The 15,349-nt window shown below is 65.9% G+C and carries 13 protein-coding genes and 1 tRNA gene; 5 read left to right on the top strand and 9 right to left on the bottom strand.

The features are described from left to right. Positions 1-107: 107 nt before the first annotated feature. From F9K20_RS13055 to F9K20_RS13030, 6 genes are all read right to left on the bottom strand, one after another. The gene (locus F9K20_RS13055) at positions 108-797 is read right to left on the bottom strand and encodes a response regulator (protein WP_291002347.1); all 690 of its coding nucleotides are present in this window, start codon (positions 795-797) and stop codon (positions 108-110) included. Further along, a complete protein-coding gene (locus F9K20_RS13050) occupies positions 794-2,236 on the bottom strand; it encodes a DUF4118 domain-containing protein (RefSeq protein ID WP_367115859.1) in 1,443 nt (480 codons plus the stop codon). The genes F9K20_RS13055 and F9K20_RS13050 overlap by 4 nt, the downstream gene beginning before the upstream one ends. Positions 2,237-2,665: 429 nt before the next feature. Beyond that, complete coding sequence (locus tag F9K20_RS13045) at positions 2,666-2,971, bottom strand: ETC complex I subunit (RefSeq protein ID WP_291002344.1); 306 nt, start codon at positions 2,969-2,971, stop codon at positions 2,666-2,668. 34 nt (positions 2,972-3,005) lie between these two features. Continuing rightward, positions 3,006-3,082 (bottom strand) — tRNA-Pro (locus F9K20_RS13040). 102 nt (positions 3,083-3,184) lie between these two features. Continuing rightward, the gene (locus F9K20_RS13035) at positions 3,185-3,667 is read right to left on the bottom strand and encodes a DUF192 domain-containing protein (protein WP_291002341.1); all 483 of its coding nucleotides are present in this window, start codon (positions 3,665-3,667) and stop codon (positions 3,185-3,187) included. Positions 3,668-3,684: 17 nt separating this feature from the next. After that, positions 3,685-4,230: a cold-shock protein gene (locus tag F9K20_RS13030; protein ID WP_291002497.1), complete on the bottom strand. Its 546-nt coding sequence runs from the start codon at positions 4,228-4,230 to the stop codon at positions 3,685-3,687. 799 nt (positions 4,231-5,029) lie between these two features. Between F9K20_RS13030 and F9K20_RS13025 the strand changes: the two genes are divergently transcribed. The 5 genes from F9K20_RS13025 to F9K20_RS13005 all read left to right on the top strand — a co-directional run bounded on the left by F9K20_RS13025 (position 5,030) and on the right by F9K20_RS13005 (position 9,861). Further along, positions 5,030-5,758, top strand: a complete 729-nt coding sequence (locus F9K20_RS13025; protein ID WP_291002494.1) for a phosphoadenylyl-sulfate reductase — start codon at positions 5,030-5,032, stop codon at positions 5,756-5,758. After that, a complete protein-coding gene (gene cysD, locus F9K20_RS13020; RefSeq protein WP_291002338.1) occupies positions 5,755-6,660 on the top strand; it encodes a sulfate adenylyltransferase subunit CysD in 906 nt (301 codons plus the stop codon). Before F9K20_RS13025 ends, cysD begins: the two co-directional genes overlap by 4 nt. After that, entirely contained in the window at positions 6,660-8,129 is a 1,470-nt protein-coding gene (locus tag F9K20_RS13015; RefSeq protein ID WP_291002335.1) for a GTP-binding protein, read from the top strand. Before cysD ends, F9K20_RS13015 begins: the two co-directional genes overlap by 1 nt. An 87-nt stretch (positions 8,130-8,216) precedes the next feature. Continuing rightward, positions 8,217-8,960 carry a sulfite exporter TauE/SafE family protein gene (locus F9K20_RS13010; RefSeq protein ID WP_291002332.1) on the top strand — a complete coding sequence of 248 codons (744 nt, stop codon included), beginning with the start codon at positions 8,217-8,219 and terminating at the stop codon, positions 8,958-8,960. Between the two features lie 94 nt (positions 8,961-9,054). Further along, complete coding sequence (locus F9K20_RS13005; protein WP_291002328.1) at positions 9,055-9,861, top strand: sulfite exporter TauE/SafE family protein; 807 nt, start codon at positions 9,055-9,057, stop codon at positions 9,859-9,861. Positions 9,862-9,937: 76 nt separating this feature from the next. Here F9K20_RS13005 and F9K20_RS13000 read toward each other — a convergent pair whose 3' ends face one another. From F9K20_RS13000 to cysG, 3 genes are read right to left on the bottom strand one after another with little or no spacing between them, the layout of a single operon-like run. Further along, the gene (locus F9K20_RS13000) at positions 9,938-11,683 is read right to left on the bottom strand and encodes an NADPH-dependent assimilatory sulfite reductase hemoprotein subunit (RefSeq protein ID WP_291002325.1); all 1,746 of its coding nucleotides are present in this window, start codon (positions 11,681-11,683) and stop codon (positions 9,938-9,940) included. A gap of 13 nt (positions 11,684-11,696) precedes the next feature. Then, entirely contained in the window at positions 11,697-13,478 is a 1,782-nt protein-coding gene (locus F9K20_RS12995; protein WP_291002322.1) for a flavodoxin domain-containing protein, read from the bottom strand. A gap of 42 nt (positions 13,479-13,520) precedes the next feature. Then, the gene (cysG, locus tag F9K20_RS12990) at positions 13,521-14,996 is read right to left on the bottom strand and encodes a siroheme synthase CysG (protein WP_291002319.1); all 1,476 of its coding nucleotides are present in this window, start codon (positions 14,994-14,996) and stop codon (positions 13,521-13,523) included. Positions 14,997-15,349 lie beyond the last annotated feature (353 nt).

Genomic DNA, 15,349 nt, shown 5'->3' with positions numbered 1-15,349 from the left:
ATCCGCCCGCAGCGACCACGCGGGATGGCGGAAGATGCGAGGGTATAGCCCCACAGGCGGAAGGGGACCGAGATTATGACCTCGACAGCATCCGCCATGAGCTGAAGTCACGCCTCAGCGAGGCGGTAGCCAACGCCGAGCTCGGTCACGATGATCTTGGGATCATCTGGGTCCTCCTCGACCTTCTGGCGCAGCTGCCCTACGTAGACACGCAGATATTGAGTATCCTGCGCATGTGCAGGGCCCCACACGGCCATGAGCAGCTGTCTGTGCGTCATGACCTTGCCCGCATGCCGCACCAGGCAGGCCAAGAGCTCGAACTCCTTGGGCGTCAGCTTCAGCTCGGACCCGGCGCGCGTGGCACGATGTCGGACGGTGTCGATCTCGATCTGGCCGAGCTTCAGGACGGTCGTCTCGCCCTGACGCTGCGCGCGGTGCCGGAGCGCGGCGCGCAACCGCGCCATCAGCTCGCCCATCCCGAACGGCTTGTTGACGAAGTCGTCGGCGCCGAGGTCGAGCGCCTCAATCTTCTCGGCTTCGCGCTCGCGCGCCGAGAGCACGATGATGGGTACGTCCGACCACTGCCGCACTTGGCGGATGACGTCTTTGCCGTCCCCATCCGGAAGGCCGAGATCGAGCACGACGACATCGGGTGCTTGCTTGGCGATGCCCTTCAGCGCCTCGCCGACGGTCATCGCAGCGGCAACCTCGTAGCCGTTGGCTTCCAGCGCTGGTTTGAGAAAGCGTAGGATCGCCGCCTCGTCGTCGACCACTAGCGCGCGGGTCTTGCCCGTCATTTGGATGTCTCGCTCAGGGGGAACGTGAAGATGATGCGCGTGCCGTGGCCCTTGGTTACAGGGCTTACCGCAGCAATCGAGGCCCCGTGCGCATCCATGATGCCCTTGGCGATGGTGAGACCGAGACCGGTGCTCTCGCCGCCATCAGCCAATCCCGGTTCCGATGGTGCGGCATGGACGAACTTCTCGAAAACGTGCGGCAGCACCTCGGCAGGGATACCCGGTCCATCGTCGGTCACGCGCAGCGCCACGGAGCCGCCCCCGACATCGGCGTCGATCACGACGCGCGTCTCGCGCGGCGTGTGCGCCACGGCGTTGGCGACGGCGTTGCCGAGCGCCTGCTCGACAAGGCGTGCGTCGGCACGGACGAGCGGCAAGTCGGCGGGAAGCACGACCTCTATGCGTTGCGCGGCGCCCCGCCGGCGCGCGGCGCTGGCCACCCTCTCGGCCAGCTCGCGCAGGTCGATCCAGTCCTTCTGCACTTCCAGTGCCCCGGCATCGATACGGGTCATGGCGAGCAGGTTGCGGACCATCTCGTCGAGATCCTCGGCTTCGCCTCTGATCTGGCCAAGCAGCTCCTTCTTGGCGTTGGTATCGAGCTTGTCCCCATATTCGAGGAGACTTGTCGCCGACCCGAGGATCGAGGCCAGAGGCGTGCGGAAATCGTGCGATATGGAGGCCAGCAGCGTGTTGCGCACCCGCTCGGTCTCGGCGGCGCCGCGGGCCGCGACCATCTCGCGCGCAAGCGAGGCGCGATCGAGTGCCGCGGCGGTCTGCTCGGCAAGCGTCTCGAACAGGGTACGCGCCTCAGCATCGAGGCTGCGGCCATCGCCGTCACGGCCGATACCGATGACGCCAAACGTACCGCGCGCCGTCTTGAGCGGCACAAAATACCACGGCACGGCCGGTAAGGTCGTCGTGTCCGCTCCCGCCGGCTCGTTGCGCTCGTGCGACCAGCGCGCCGCCGTCATGGTCGCGGTATCGAGCCTCTCCTCCGGCGGCCACGCCGCGCGCAGCTCCAGCTCCCCCCGCCGATCGAGTAGCGCCACGGCAGGTCTGGCGAGGCTTGCGTGAATGGCAGCGACGGCAGCTTCCGGGATGTCGTCGTAGCCGGCGACGCTCGAGAGCTTGCGCGTGAACTCGTAAAGACGCCGGGTGGCGCGCATGCGGCTCGCCGCCATGCTCGCCTGGTCGCGTACGCTTCCGGCGAGCGTCGAGATCACGACCGCGACGGCGAGGAAGACGAAGAGCGCCAGGAGCTCGTGCGGCTTGGCGACAGTGAACGTATGGAGCGGCTCGATGAAGAAGAAATTGTAAGCCAGGAAGGAGAGAACGGATGCGTAGACGGCCGGCCAAATGCCGAACGTGACCGCGGCGAAGACGACCGCCAAAAGGAAGATCATCGAGATGTTCGGGAAGGGCGTCAGTCGATTGAGCACCAGGCCGAGTAGAGGGCCATGAGGCCGAAGAGGCCTAGCCCGAGCGCCAGATAGACGAGATCCAACATTGTGCTTCCTCCTGTCGGGTTCGACGTGGAGGAGCTAGGCCTCGGCACATAAGGATTCGATACGGATTATGCGCGCCCCGCATAAGCGCGGAATAAAGAGCCGCCACGCCGCTCACAAGGTGCCCGAGCAGAGCCTCCCGGAGCTCATTGGCCTCGATCAGTTCTGATCAACTGGTCTCGCGATAGAAGCGGGCCGAGGTTGGCGTCCGCGTCAGAAGAACCCGCCTCGAGCAGCAACTAGCGCTCTTATGGCCTGGCGCACACCCCGTCGATCCCTTCCACCTCCGGAGCTCGGCTCGAGCGGACGCGGTAACCGGACGTGTAACCGAGGCTGTCGGAGTGCAGGAAGAGACTTCGATCGTTAGTGCGTCCAGCGCCCGATGCGGCCGTACTTGAAGTTGTCGGCGTAGGACTTGCGGATCATCTTGCGCGGCGATGGCGCGAACACCTCGTAGGCAATGCCCTCGCGCGCGGCGTAGGCGATCGCCTCTTCCTTGGTGTCGAACGCGAGCTGCACCTCGGCGCGCATGTCGCGCGTGCCCGTCCAGCCCATCAGCGGATCGATCTCGCGCGGGCTCGCGGGCGCGAACTCCAGCACCCATTCCTTGGTGCGGCCCTCGCCCGACTGCATGGCCGTCTTGGCCGGTTTGAAAATACGCGCCACCATCGTGCCCCTCGCATTTCACGACCGTCGCGTCTCTTGGTCGGGGCGGCGGGATTCGAACTCGCGACCCCTTGCTCCCAAAGCAAGTGCTCTACCAGGCTGAGCTACGCCCCGACGCGCGACGTCAGAGGGGTTCTACGCGATGCCACCGGCCTAGTAAACGCGGCGTATCCGACGGGCGGCGCGGCGGTGGATCAGGGCTTGGGCGCAGTGAACTCAGGGCTTGGGCGCAGTGAACAGTGGATGGCGGACGCGGTCCCCGGCCTTGATGCCCAGCCGCGCGGCAGCACCGCCGGGAAGCTCCAGCACTGCCGACACCTCACCGCCGGAGCTGATCACACGATCCGACAGCGGCTCGGCCCGCGTCTCGATGCGATGGATGACGCCGTCGGGGCGGATGAACAGCATGTCGAGCGGGATGTAGGTGTTGTGCATCCACATGGAGAGCTCGCGCGGCTCGCCGTAGGGGAACAGCATGCCTTCATTGTCGGCGAGCTCGGTGCGGAACATCAGCCCCAGCGACTTCTCCTCCGGCGCTTGGGCAATTTCGATGTCGATCGGCACCTCTTGTCCGCTGGCGGGGACGAGCCATAGCCGGTCGATGCGCATCTTCGCATCGGCCGGCGCGATGAGCGCCGTGGAGATGACCGCTACAAAAAGCAGGGCCGCCCCATGGGCAGCCCTGCTCCGAATTCGCAATTGAGCCATCGCCCTTGTCAGTGCGTTGGCGGCAGTCCGGGTTGTCCGTCGGGCCTGAGCTCGGCAGCCATGCAGCCCTTCGAGCCGTGGCCCCAGCGCACCATCACCATCTGACCCGGACGCAGCTCCGTGAAACCGAAGCGCCGCAGCGTTTCCATGTGCACGAATACGTCGGGCGTTCCCTCGCCGCGCGTCAAGAAGCCGAAACCGCGCACCCGGTTGAACCACTTGACCATGGCCCGCTCCCAGTCGCTTTCCGGCGTGACGATGACGTGCGTCCGCTGCGGCAGCTGCGAGGGATGGATGGCCGTGCTCTCGTCCATGCTGAGGATGCGGAACGCCTGCATGCCTTTCGGCCGGCGCAGGACTTCGGCGTGCACGCGCGCTCCCTCGTAGGCCGTCTGATAGCCACCCGCCCGCAGGCAGGTGACGTGGAGCAGGATGTCGGCGAGCCCGTTGTCGGGCACTATGAAACCGTAACCCTTTGATGCATCAAACCATTTAATTGATCCGACAACCTCGAAGACCTCGATCCCGGCTTCTTCGGCCCGTTCCCTCGTCATATCGACGGGTGGGTCGAACTGCGGAAAATCGGGACGCTTAGAGGAATCCCCCATTGTGGTACCCCGCTACTTGCTCAACGTTTGCTTTTTGCTGCCTCGCCCAGGGGCTGGAACATGGAAGAGCCCTCTTCATGTCCGGCTCCATCACGAAGCGGTCGCGAGAATACCATCTGTTAACCAACTCGCCAGGGGCATTATTCAGCCGATGCTGCAGAGGCCGGAATGTCACGCGGATGTCCACATTAAATGGCAGGAAATAAGCCTCGGAAGTATAAGCATTTTCTTCATATCTAATTCATCCCCATATTTTCGCCGGAGCAACTCGGGCACACATCCTGCGATAAATCTGTGACTTGAATTGCCGGTCCCGATGCTCGAATTGCTGAGACACTGATTCGCGCTTCGTGGCGGGGGAAATGGACGGGTGCGACATGTGGTTTGCGCACAAGTTGTGCATGGCTCTCTCCCCAACCCGGTCGCCCTTTGCACTGCCCTAGGCTGCAGCCGGCGGCCGACACGATCTGGGCGTGCGCCTTGCCTTCGAGAGTCCATCCCGATGTGGGCGGCACACCGTTCCACGAAGCTCGCGCTTGGGAAAAATTTTCTCCGCGCCCCACCATCTGGAATGCGATCCTATTTTTATTTAGGGCAGACGCTTTAAGTAGAATTCGGTTTCCCCTATTTTCGGGGCTCCAGCCAAGGGTTCAAGATGCCGACGAAAACCTCCACTGGGCGCGGCGCCAGAGGGGCGCGGGGCGCCCGGCCTCCCCTGCGCACTGCCCGCGCCGCGCCGCCCGACATGGCGGTCGAGGCGATAGCGCTCGACCGGCGGTTGGCGGCCATCGGCGGCCTCGAGGAGCGCCTATTGGAGATCACCCGCTCGGTGCCCGGCCGCGTTACCTTTTCGACCAGCCTCGGCATCGAGGACCAGGCCGTGCTCAATGCCATCGCGACGAGCGGCGCGGCAATCGATGTCTTCACCCTCGACACCGGGCGCCATTTTCCCGAGACGCTCGAAACGCTGGAAGCCAGCGAGAACCGCTACGGCCTTAAGATCCGCGTCATGTTCCCCGATGCGCGTGAGGTCGAGGAGCTGGTGGCGCGCGACGGCATCTATGGGTTCCGCCTTGCGGTGGAGAACCGCAAGGCGTGCTGTGAGGTGCGCAAGGTGAGGCCTTTGAAGCGCGCCCTCGCCGGCGCCGCCGGTTGGGTCACCGGCCTGCGGCGCGAGCAGTCGGCCGGCCGTGCCCATGTGCCCTTTGCCGCATGGGACAGCGAGAACGCCCTTGTCAAACTGAACCCCATCGCCGACTGGAGCCTCGAGCAGCTCGAGGCCTACGTCGCCGCCAACAACGTTCCGGTCAATCCATTGCACGCCCGCGGTTTCCCCTCCATCGGCTGCCAGCCATGCACGCGCGCCATCAAGCCCGGCGAGGATATCCGCGCCGGTCGCTGGTGGTGGGAGAACGAAGACGGTAAGGAATGCGGCCTGCACAACAGGCCCCGTCAGAAGGATGCTGCCGCATGACTGCGGAGTTCTCGCACCTCGACATGCTCGAGGCCGAGTCGATCCATATTTTCCGCGAAGCTGCGGCGCAGTTCCGCAAGCCGGTGCTGATGTATTCGATCGGCAAGGACTCGACGGTGCTTCTGCATCTGGCGCGCAAGGCATTCTGGCCGCAGAAGCCACCATTCCCGCTGCTGCACATCGACACGACGTGGAAGTTCCGCGACATGATCGCCTTCCGCGACAAGACGGTGCAGGACTTCGACCTCGATCTCATCGTGCACGTCAACGAGGAAGGGCTGAAGCGCGGCATCAACCCGTACGACTACGCACCGTCCGTCTACACCGACGTGATGAAGACGCAGCCGCTGAAGCAGGCGCTCGACAAGTACGGCTTCGATGCCGCCTTCGGCGGCGCGCGCCGCGACGAGGAGAGCTCGCGCGCCAAGGAGCGCGTCTTCTCCTTCCGCTCACCCGGCCATCGTTGGGACCCGCGCCGCCAGCGCCCGGAGATGTGGAACCTGCTCAACGGACGCCTCGGCCCCGGCGAGACGGTGCGCGTCTTCCCGCTCTCCAACTGGACCGAGCGCGACGTGTGGCGCTACATCGCCCGCGAGAAGCTGGAAGTCGTGCCGCTCTACTTCGCCGCCCGCCGCCCCACCATCGTACGCAATGGCCAGTTGCTAGTCGTCGACGACGATCGACTACCGCTGCAGCCCGGCGAGGTTCCGCAGATGAAGAGCGTGCGCTTCCGCACGCTCGGCTGCTGGCCGCTCACCGCCGCCGTGCTTTCGACGGCGGCCGGCCTCGACAGCGTCGTCGAAGAGACGCTCGGCGCGCGCACATCCGAGCGCCAGGGACGGCTCATCGACCATGATCAGACGGGCGCCATGGAGCGCAAGAAGCAGGAAGGCTACTTCTGATGACTGCGCTGACGGCTATCCGGCGCGAGGATCTGGCGCCCGCATTCAACCAGGAGCTCAACGGCATCCTGCACCTCTTGACGTGCGGCTCCGTCGACGACGGCAAGTCGACGTTGATCGGGCGCCTGCTGTGGGACGCCTCCGACCTCTATGACGACCAGCGCGAGACTATCAACCGCTCGTCGAACGCGGCGACCGGCGGCGCGCACCCGGACTTCAGCCTGCTGCTCGACGGCCTCGTCGCCGAGCGCGAGCAAGGCATCACCATCGACATTGCCTGGCGCTACTTCGATACCGAAACGCGCCGCTTCGTCGTCATCGACAGCCCCGGGCACGAGCAGTACACGCGCAACATGGCGTCGGGCGCCTCGCACGCCGACGTCGCCATCATGCTGGTCGATGCGCGCCACGGCGTGAAGCGGCAGACGCGCCGCCACGCCGCCATCCTCGACATCGTCGGCGTCAAGCGCCTCATCCTTGCCGTCAACAAGATGGATCTCGTCGACTGGTCGCAGGACAAGTTCCGCGCCATCGAGGCGGACTTCCGCGAGCTGGCACTGCGCTTCGGCTTCCGCGAGGCGATCGCCATTCCCGTCTCCGCCGTCGGCGGCGACAACGTCGCCCGCAAGTCCGAGCACATGCCCTGGTACGCCGGGCCGCACCTGCTCGAGCATCTCGAGCGCATCCCCTCGCGCGACGTCACCGCACGCGGCCCATTCCGCATGCCGGTCCAAACCGTCCTCCGCGATGGCCTCGATTTTCGCGGCCTCGCCGGCACGGTCTCCTCTGGCTGCATTTGCGTTGGCGACCGCATCACCGACGCGCTGAGCGGGCAGAGCGCGCACGTGTTGCGCATCGCCACCATGGACCGCGACCTCGAGATCGCCAAGCAGGGCCAGGCCGTCGCCCTGCAGCTCGACGCGGACATCGACGTGGCACGCGGCGCCGTCCTATCGGCCGCGGACAGTCTGCCAACAGTGGCGGCGCAGCTCGAGGCCCGCATTGTGTGGCTGTGGGAGACGCCGTTCGATCCGAACGCCGGCTACTTCCTGCGCACCGCCACCGATCTGGCCCCCATTTCGACGCTCAGCATCAGGTCGCTGCTCGATCTCGAGACCCTTGCCGCGCAGCCGTCCGAGAAGTGTGCCGTCAATGACATCGCCATCGCCTCGATCACGTTGGGGCGCCCGGTGGCCGTCGATAAATTCGCCGACAATCAGCCAACGGGCTCCTTCCTCATCATCGACGCGGTAACCGGTGCCTCGGTTGCGGGCGGCGTGATTGCTAGGGCCACGGCCGGCGATGCCGCCAACGATTCCGCCTTCCGGCTGACGCGCGAGCTATTGGAGCGCGGGCTATGCCGCGACCTGGGCGACAGCGATGACGACCGCCGCGAGTTCCAGCGCCGCGCCAGCGAGGCGGCGTTGCTGCTGCACGCTGCCGGCATTCCGGTGAAAATCGAGCTTTAACGGCTCTTCCAACCAGCCGTGCCCTGTGTCCGGCATCCGTTATATCAAGCTTGCGGACCCAGAGCTGAGAAGGTGTGAGCCAACACGATGTGGGATGATCTGCTCCTGTTCGTGGCCGTCGGCTTCGCGGCGCAGATGGTCGACGGGGCCATCGGCATGGCCTACGGCGTAATCTCCTCCTCGGTGCTGCTGAGCCTCGGCGTTCCGCCGGCGACGACAAGCGCCTGCGTCCACGCCGCCGAGACTTTCACCACGGCAGCCTCGGGCGCGTCCCACTGGCGCCTCGGCAATGTCGACCGCAAGCTGCTGCTGCGGCTCGCGCTGCCAGGCATGATCGGCGGCGCCATCGGCGCCTACCTGCTGACCAATTTGCCGGGCGAGAAGATCAAGCCGTTCATCAGCGGCTATTTGCTGCTCATCGGGCTTCTGATCGTTTGGAAGGCCCTCAGCCAGCGCGTCTCGCCAGGAACCGAGCCCTCGCGTGTGGCGCCGCTCGGCTTCGTCGGCGGACTTCTGGATTCCATCGGCGGCGGCGGCTGGGGGCCGATCGTCACCTCGAGCCTCATCGGGCAGGGCACGACGCCGCGCTACGCCATCGGCTCGGTCAATCTGGCGGAGTTCTTCGTCACCTTTACCATCTCGGCGACTTTCGTCGCGACCATCGGCCTCGAGCTGTGGCCGATCATCGCTGGCCTGATCATCGGCGGCGTCGTAGCGGCGCCGTTCGCGGCCTACGCGGCCAAAATGCTCCCCGACGAGGTGCTAATGATCATCGTCGGCTGCGTCGTGGCCATCCTAAGCCTGCGGAATATCGTCAGTGTCCTCTCTTAGGCCCCTCGCGCCGCGATCCGCGGTTGAACCAGCCAAGATAACAGATAAGGTCGCGCCCTGAGGCGCCCGGAACGCGATCACGAGCCTGTCGTAAATGGAATTTCTACATTCGGGCGCCTGGCCCATCATCGTATTTGGCGGGTTCGCCGTCGGCTTCCTCGTCGGGCTCACCGGCGTAGGCGCCGGCTCGCTCATGACGCCGTTCCTCATCTCCGGCATCGGCATCTCGCCGGTGCTCGCCGTCGGCACCGACCTGTTGTTCGCCTCCATCACCAAGGCGAGCGCCGCCTGGCGACATCATGCGCTCGGCAACGTCAACTGGCCGATCGTGCGCTGGCTCGCCCTCGGCAGCCTTCCAGGCGCTGCCGTCGTACTGTCCTGGATCTATCTCGCTGAGCCTGACATCCACGTGCTGGCAGCGATCATCCGCAAGGTGCTGGCGATCGCCCTGATCATTAGCGCGCTGTGCGTCGCCGCCTACCCCGTCATCAAGCGTTATGCGATGCGCGCTCCCGACCACGACGCGCCGCCATCGGTGCGCCAGGTCCCCACGCTCTTTCTCGGCCTTACCCTCGGCGTCCTTGTCGCACTCACCTCGGTCGGGGCGGGCGCCATCGGCGTAGTGGCGCTCACGGCGCTCTACCATTCGTTGTCGGCGCGGCGCCTGGTCGGCACCGACATCGTGCACGCCATACCGCTCACCTTCCTCGCCGGCGCCAGCCATTTCGGCATGGGCAACGTCGACCTCAAAATCCTCGGCCTGCTGCTCTTGGGTTCGGTGCCGGGCATCGCGCTCGGATCGCGCATCACCGGCATGGTGCCCGACTGGGTGTTGCGCGTCGTGCTGGCACTGGTGCTCTGCTGGGCTGCCTTCTCGCTCCTCAACCCCCTCCGCCACTAGCCGTTACGCCAGACGCGGGCCGGATCCCGGCAACAAGTGCCGGAATGACGCTAGAGCGCGAGGCAACGTTGCAGGATCAGCTGGCGGCCTTGATCGAGGCGAGATCGGCGTGGAAGCGATTGCCCGCAGTCGTTGCCCGCACGTAACCGGCGCGGATGGCGAAGTCGCCGAAATGCTCGCCCTCCTCGCGCTCCTTGGCGTAGTGCTCGAAAATCGGCTCCAGCAGCCGCACAATGCGCGCCTTGTCGACGTCCTCGGCATAGAGCTTGTTGAGCCGCTCGCCGTTGAACGCCGCGCCGAGATAGAGGTTGTAGAGCCCGGGATTGCGACCGACGAGTCCGATCTCGGCGAGGTAGGGCCGCGCGCAGCCGTTGGGGCAACCGGTCATGCGGATGACGATGTCGTCATCCTTGAGACCGGCCTTGTCGAGCGACTCCTCGAGCGCCGTCAGCAGCTCAGGCAGGAAACGCTCGCTCTCGGCGAGCGCGAGCCCGCAGGTCGGCAGCGCCACGCAGGCCATGCTGTTGCGCCTGAGGCCCGACAGCTCGCTGCCGATGGCGATGCCGTGCTCCTTCAGAACAGCATCGATCCTTCCCTTCGCCGTTGCGGAGACGTTGGCGATGATGAGGTTCTGATTGCTAGTCAGCACGAAGGCACCGGTGTGGAACTCAGCGATCTCGCGCAGGGCGGAGCGCAGCGTATGGCCGGGCCTGTCCTTGATGCGCCCGTTCTCGATGAAGAGCGTCAGGTGCCATTTCTTGTCGCGGCCCTGCCGCCAGCCGATCCTGTCGCCGGTCGAGTCGAAATGATAGGGACGTGGCTCGCCGAGCTCGTAGCCGAGCCTGCGCTCGACCTCGGCTCGGAAAGCGGCAAGCCCGTGCGTCTCGATTGTGTACTTGAGACGCGCGTTGGCACGGTTCTCGCGGTTTCCCCAGTCGCGCTGGACGGTGACGACCCTCTCGGCCACCTCGACAACTTGATCGGGGCCGCAGAAGCCCATCGCATCGCCGGTGCGCGGGAAGGTCTTGGGGTCCCCATGGGTCATGCCCATGCCGCCGCCGACCGTAACGTTCCAGCCCGCGATCTTCCCCTTCTCGAGGATGGCGATGAAACCCAGGTCGTGGGCAAACACGTCGACGTCGTTGTCGGGCGGTACGGCGAAAACGATCTTGAACTTGCGCGGCAGGTAGAAGGTGCCGTAGATCGGCTCCTCCTCCTTTTGCTCCTTCTCCTCCGCCCTGATCGGCTTGCCATCGGCATCGACGCGCGCGCCGTCGAGCCAGATTTCGTGATAGGCGCCGCTTCGCGGGACGAGATGGTTGCTCACATCCTTGGCGCGCTCATAGGCTTCCATGTGCGCCTTGGAGAGGTATGGATTGGCAACCGACATGACGCCACGGTTGACATCGCCGCAGGCCGCCTTGGTGTCGATGCCGACCGCATTGATCGCCTGCATAGCGCGTTTAAGGTTCGACTTGATGATGCCGTGGAACTGGAAGGTGGCACGCGTTGTGATGCGCAGCGAGCCGTTGGCGTAGTCAGTCGCCACGCGGTCGAGTGCGAGCCACTGCTCCGGCTTGACGAGGCCGCCCGGGATACGCAGGCGGACCATAAAGATGAAGGCTTTCTCGAGCTTCTTCTTCGTGCGCTCACCGCGAACGTCGCGGTTATCCTGCAAGTAGGAGCCGTGGAACTTCAGAAGCTGCGTGTCATCCTCGGCGATGGCGCCGGTCGCGGGCAGTGTGAGACCGTCGGCGATGGTCCCGCGCAGGAATCGGCTGTTTTCCTTGAGGGACTCGTTGCGCGAACGCTTGACGGTCATGTCGGCTCTCTCCTCAATATACGTCGCGCTGGTAGCGGCCTGCCTTGGCTAGTTCTTTCAGCTTGGCGTGCCCCGCCTCGTCATCGCCGCGCGCCGTCTCGGCGAGAATATGCGAGAGCATCACGTCGACGTCGCGCGCCATGCCCTTCTCGTCGCCACACACGTAGATGTGTGCCCCTTCTTCGACCCACTTGAGGAGGTCGGTGCGGGATTCCCACAGCCGCTGCTGCACGTAGATCTTCTCCGGCTGATCGCGCGAGAAGGCGACGTCTATGCGCGATAGCGCCCCCGACTCCAAGTGCTCCTGCCACTCCAGCTGATAGAGGAAGTCATTGGTGTAGTTGCGCTCCCCGAAGACCAGCCAGCTCTTGCCGGCGGCAGCGGTCTCGACACGCTCCTCGATGAAGGCGCGATAGGGCGCCACGCCGGTGCCGGCGCCGATCATGATGATCGGGCGATTGCCGTCGTCGGGCAGCCGGAAGTGGCGGTTCGGCTTGACATAGATGCGCACCTCATCACCCACCTTGCGGCGGTCGGCGAAGTAGGTCGAGGCGACGCCGCCCCGCTTCTTGCCGTGCGACTGCCAGCGCACGGCGCCGACCAGCAGATGCGCCTCGCCGGGGTGCGCTTTGGGGCTGGAGGCGACCGAGTAGAGACGCCCCGGGAGCGGCCGTAGCACGCCGAACAGCTGCTCGGGCGCAAGCCTTTCAGGGTAGGTTTCGAACAGGTCGATGAGCTGCCGGTCCTCGGCGAAGGCGGCGAACGCTTGCGGCTCGGCCAGCTGCTTCACATCGGTGCGCTGCGTGAGCTTGGCGTAGGCCTCCACGAGCGAGCGCGACAGCGTGGTAATGTCGTAGCGCTCCCGCAGCTTCTGCACGACGCTCCCGTCGGAGCCGAGGCCGACCGCCTCGGCTAACTCGAGCGCCAGGTTCGGATCGTTCTCCGGCACGACGCCGACCGCGTCACCCGGCAGGTAGGAGAACCCCTGCGCCTCGGCCGCGATCTCGACGTGCCAGGTCTCCCGCGTCGAGCCGGTGCCGTTGAGGTTGATGAGGGTCGAGATCTCGCCGGTGAGTGGGTTATCAGCGGTGAACTGCGGCTCATCATCCTCGGCGAGCTGTGCGCCGCCCTTGAAGTCGACGTGCACCACGGTCGCCGTGCCCGCGGCATCGGCCGGCGCCAGCCCTCCCAGTGCCTTCTCGGTCCACTCCGCCGCTTGCTTGGCATAGTCGAGATCGAGGTCGATGCGATCGAAGGCGCGCGTGCCGCCCAGCGCCTCGAGGCGCGCATCGATCGCCTTGCCGGTGGCGCAGAACTGCGCATACGCCGTATCGCCCAACGCCAGCACGGCGAAGCGGACGCCATCGAGGCGCGGCGCGCCATCGCCCATCAGCGCGGCGTAGAAGTCGACGGCGCGACCGGGGGGATCACCCTCGCCCCAGGTCGAGGCGAAAACCATGAGGTTCTTGGCCCTGGTGAGCACGCTCAGCTCTGCATCGGCGAAGTCGATGACGCGCGCATCGAGCCCGTGCTTCTGCGCCAGCTTCTTGGTGCGCATGGCGAGGGCTTCGGCGTTGCCGCTCTCGCTGGCGTAGAGCACGGTGAGCGCCTGGCGCGGCTTGGCGGCAGCCGCCGGCTGCGGGTGGGCCCCGGCCTGCGCGGCCTCGAAGCCGGCGAAGAAGCCGGCCAGCCAGGCACGCTGCTGCGGCGTCGTGCGCGCTACGACGCTGTTGAGAACGTCAATGTCTTCCGGCGTGAACGGCGCGTTCTTCGGAAGCAACGGTTGGGCGGTCACAAACGCCTCCTCGAAATTTCCCGTCTGCGCGATGAGGGCAGACTACCACCTCGGTGCGCGGCCTTGTCCTGCATGCGCCGCCGCGACGCCGGCCTTAGCGGGCTCGCCTTCGCGGGCGCGGTGCATCCCGTATACCTCGACCTTGTCGGGGCGCGACAGCCCGGCACTAGCCCAGTCGAGACCTACGAAGATGACGGCCGGACCGCGAATGCCGGCCTCGGTAACGGCCTGCGCCAGCGACGCCAGCTCCGTCGCCACGCCCCGCTCGCTCGCCAGCGTGCCGTTTTCGACGATGACCACCGGCGTCTGCGGAGCGGCGCCGGCGCTGAGCAGCTTGTCGCGGAAATGCTGCGCCGTGCGCACGCCCATGTAGATGGCGAAGGCTTGGCCTGGCTGCGCCAGCGCCGGCCAGTCGAGATCGACGGGGCCGTCGGCCGACGCCCCGGTGACCACGGCGAACTGCCGCACCTTGGTGCGCAGCGTTACGGGCAGCCCGACGCTCGCCGCGCAGGCATGCGCCGCCGTGATGCCGGGGACCACCTGGACGGGAACGCCGGCGGCGCGTACCGCCGCCATCTCCTCGGCGGCGCGTCCGAAGACAAACGCATCGCCACCCTTGAGGCGCGCCACGCGCTGCCCCTTGAGCGCTTCGCGCACGAGAATGCGGTTGATGTCCTCCTGCAGGGCCGAATCGCCCTCCGGCTCTTTGCCGACGTCGATGCGGATGGCGTCACGGCGTGCATACTCGAGGATGGCCGGATTGACGAGGCGATCGACGACCAGCACGTCGGCCGCTTGCAAGTGCTGCTGCGCCTTCAGCGTGATGAGGTCGGGCTCGCCCGGGCCGCAGCCGATCAGCGCCACGCTGCCAACGGGTTGCGCCTGGGCGCGTGCGGCATCGAGTTGGCGGCTGAGCTCGCGCTCGGCCGTGTCGGCATCGTCGGCCAAGACCGCGTTGCGCCACAGACCCTGCAGGAGCGCCTCCCAGGTACGCCGGCGCACGACGGGATCGGCAATGGCCCCTTGCACGCGGCTCCGCAAAGCTTGAGCCCGCTGCGCCACGCGACCGAACCGCGCCGGCAGCCAACTCTCGATCTTGGCCTTGATCTCACGCGCCAGGATCGGGGCGGCACCCTCGCTGCCGATGGCGACGACGATAGGATCGCGGTCGACGATGGCCGGCATGATAAAGTTGCTCTCCCCCGGCCCGTCGACGACGTTGACCGGGAGACCGCGCGCCCGTGCGGCAGCCGCCACGCGGGCATCAAGGCTGGCATCGTCGCTGGCGGCGAACACCAGCGCTACGCCGTCGAGATCGCTGTCGACAAAGCTGCGCCGTGCGATCTCCAAGGTTGGGATGCCAGCAGCGGCGATGTCGGCGCTGACATCCTCGGCGACGATCCTGAGCCTTGCGGTTGTCTTGGCGAGCAGGCGCAGCTTCTGCAAAGCCTTCTCGCCACCGCCGGCAATGAGCACGTCGCGGCCGTCGAGATCGAAGAAGATCGGAAAGTACCGCAACGCCTTACCCTTCGCTGCCTGCGCTTGGTGACCAAGGACCGATAGGTGGACCGACTAGGTGGACCGACCCCAACGGCAACCCGTCCGGCCGGTGCGCTTCTTATAGTTTATCGAAGTAGAATTTTCTATTGCCGTGGCAAGTCCATCGAAAGATAAGAACAATTTTTCTATGCACAGCATAACAAGGGCATAGATTTGCGGCGCCAGGGCGAAGTCGCACTGGCCAACGGCGCCTGACAAGGGAGAGCGCTGCCGTGTACCGCCGGCCATCCGGCATCGGCGTGCAGCACGTGCCGAATCCGAGCTCTCAACACCGCGACCGGCAGCGCGCGCCAGATCGATTGCCGACCTTA

It is taken from the genome of Hyphomicrobium sp. (assembly GCF_009026145.1).
Classification (GTDB): Bacteria; Pseudomonadota; Alphaproteobacteria; order Rhizobiales; family Hyphomicrobiaceae; genus Hyphomicrobium_A.
This window is presented reverse-complemented; position numbering and strand designations above follow the sequence as displayed.

Bases quoted from the DNA above. Each gene is read 5' to 3' on its own strand.
- F9K20_RS13005 (WP_291002328.1), top strand. From the start codon at position 9,055: ATGGAATTTCTACATTCGGGCGCCTGGCCCATCATCGTATTTGGCGGG.
- cysD (WP_291002338.1), top strand. From the start codon at position 5,755: ATGACTGCGGAGTTCTCGCACCTCGACATGCTCGAGGCCGAGTCGATC.
- F9K20_RS13010 (WP_291002332.1), top strand. From the start codon at position 8,217: ATGTGGGATGATCTGCTCCTGTTCGTGGCCGTCGGCTTCGCGGCGCAG.
- F9K20_RS13055 (WP_291002347.1), bottom strand. From the start codon at position 797: ATGACGGGCAAGACCCGCGCGCTAGTGGTCGACGACGAGGCGGCGATC.
- F9K20_RS13025 (WP_291002494.1), top strand. From the start codon at position 5,030: ATGGCGGTCGAGGCGATAGCGCTCGACCGGCGGTTGGCGGCCATCGGC.
- F9K20_RS13045 (WP_291002344.1), bottom strand. From the start codon at position 2,971: ATGGTGGCGCGTATTTTCAAACCGGCCAAGACGGCCATGCAGTCGGGC.
- F9K20_RS13000 (WP_291002325.1), bottom strand. From the start codon at position 11,683: ATGACCGTCAAGCGTTCGCGCAACGAGTCCCTCAAGGAAAACAGCCGA.
- F9K20_RS13030 (WP_291002497.1), bottom strand. From the start codon at position 4,230: ATGACGAGGGAACGGGCCGAAGAAGCCGGGATCGAGGTCTTCGAGGTT.
- F9K20_RS13015 (WP_291002335.1), top strand. From the start codon at position 6,660: ATGACTGCGCTGACGGCTATCCGGCGCGAGGATCTGGCGCCCGCATTC.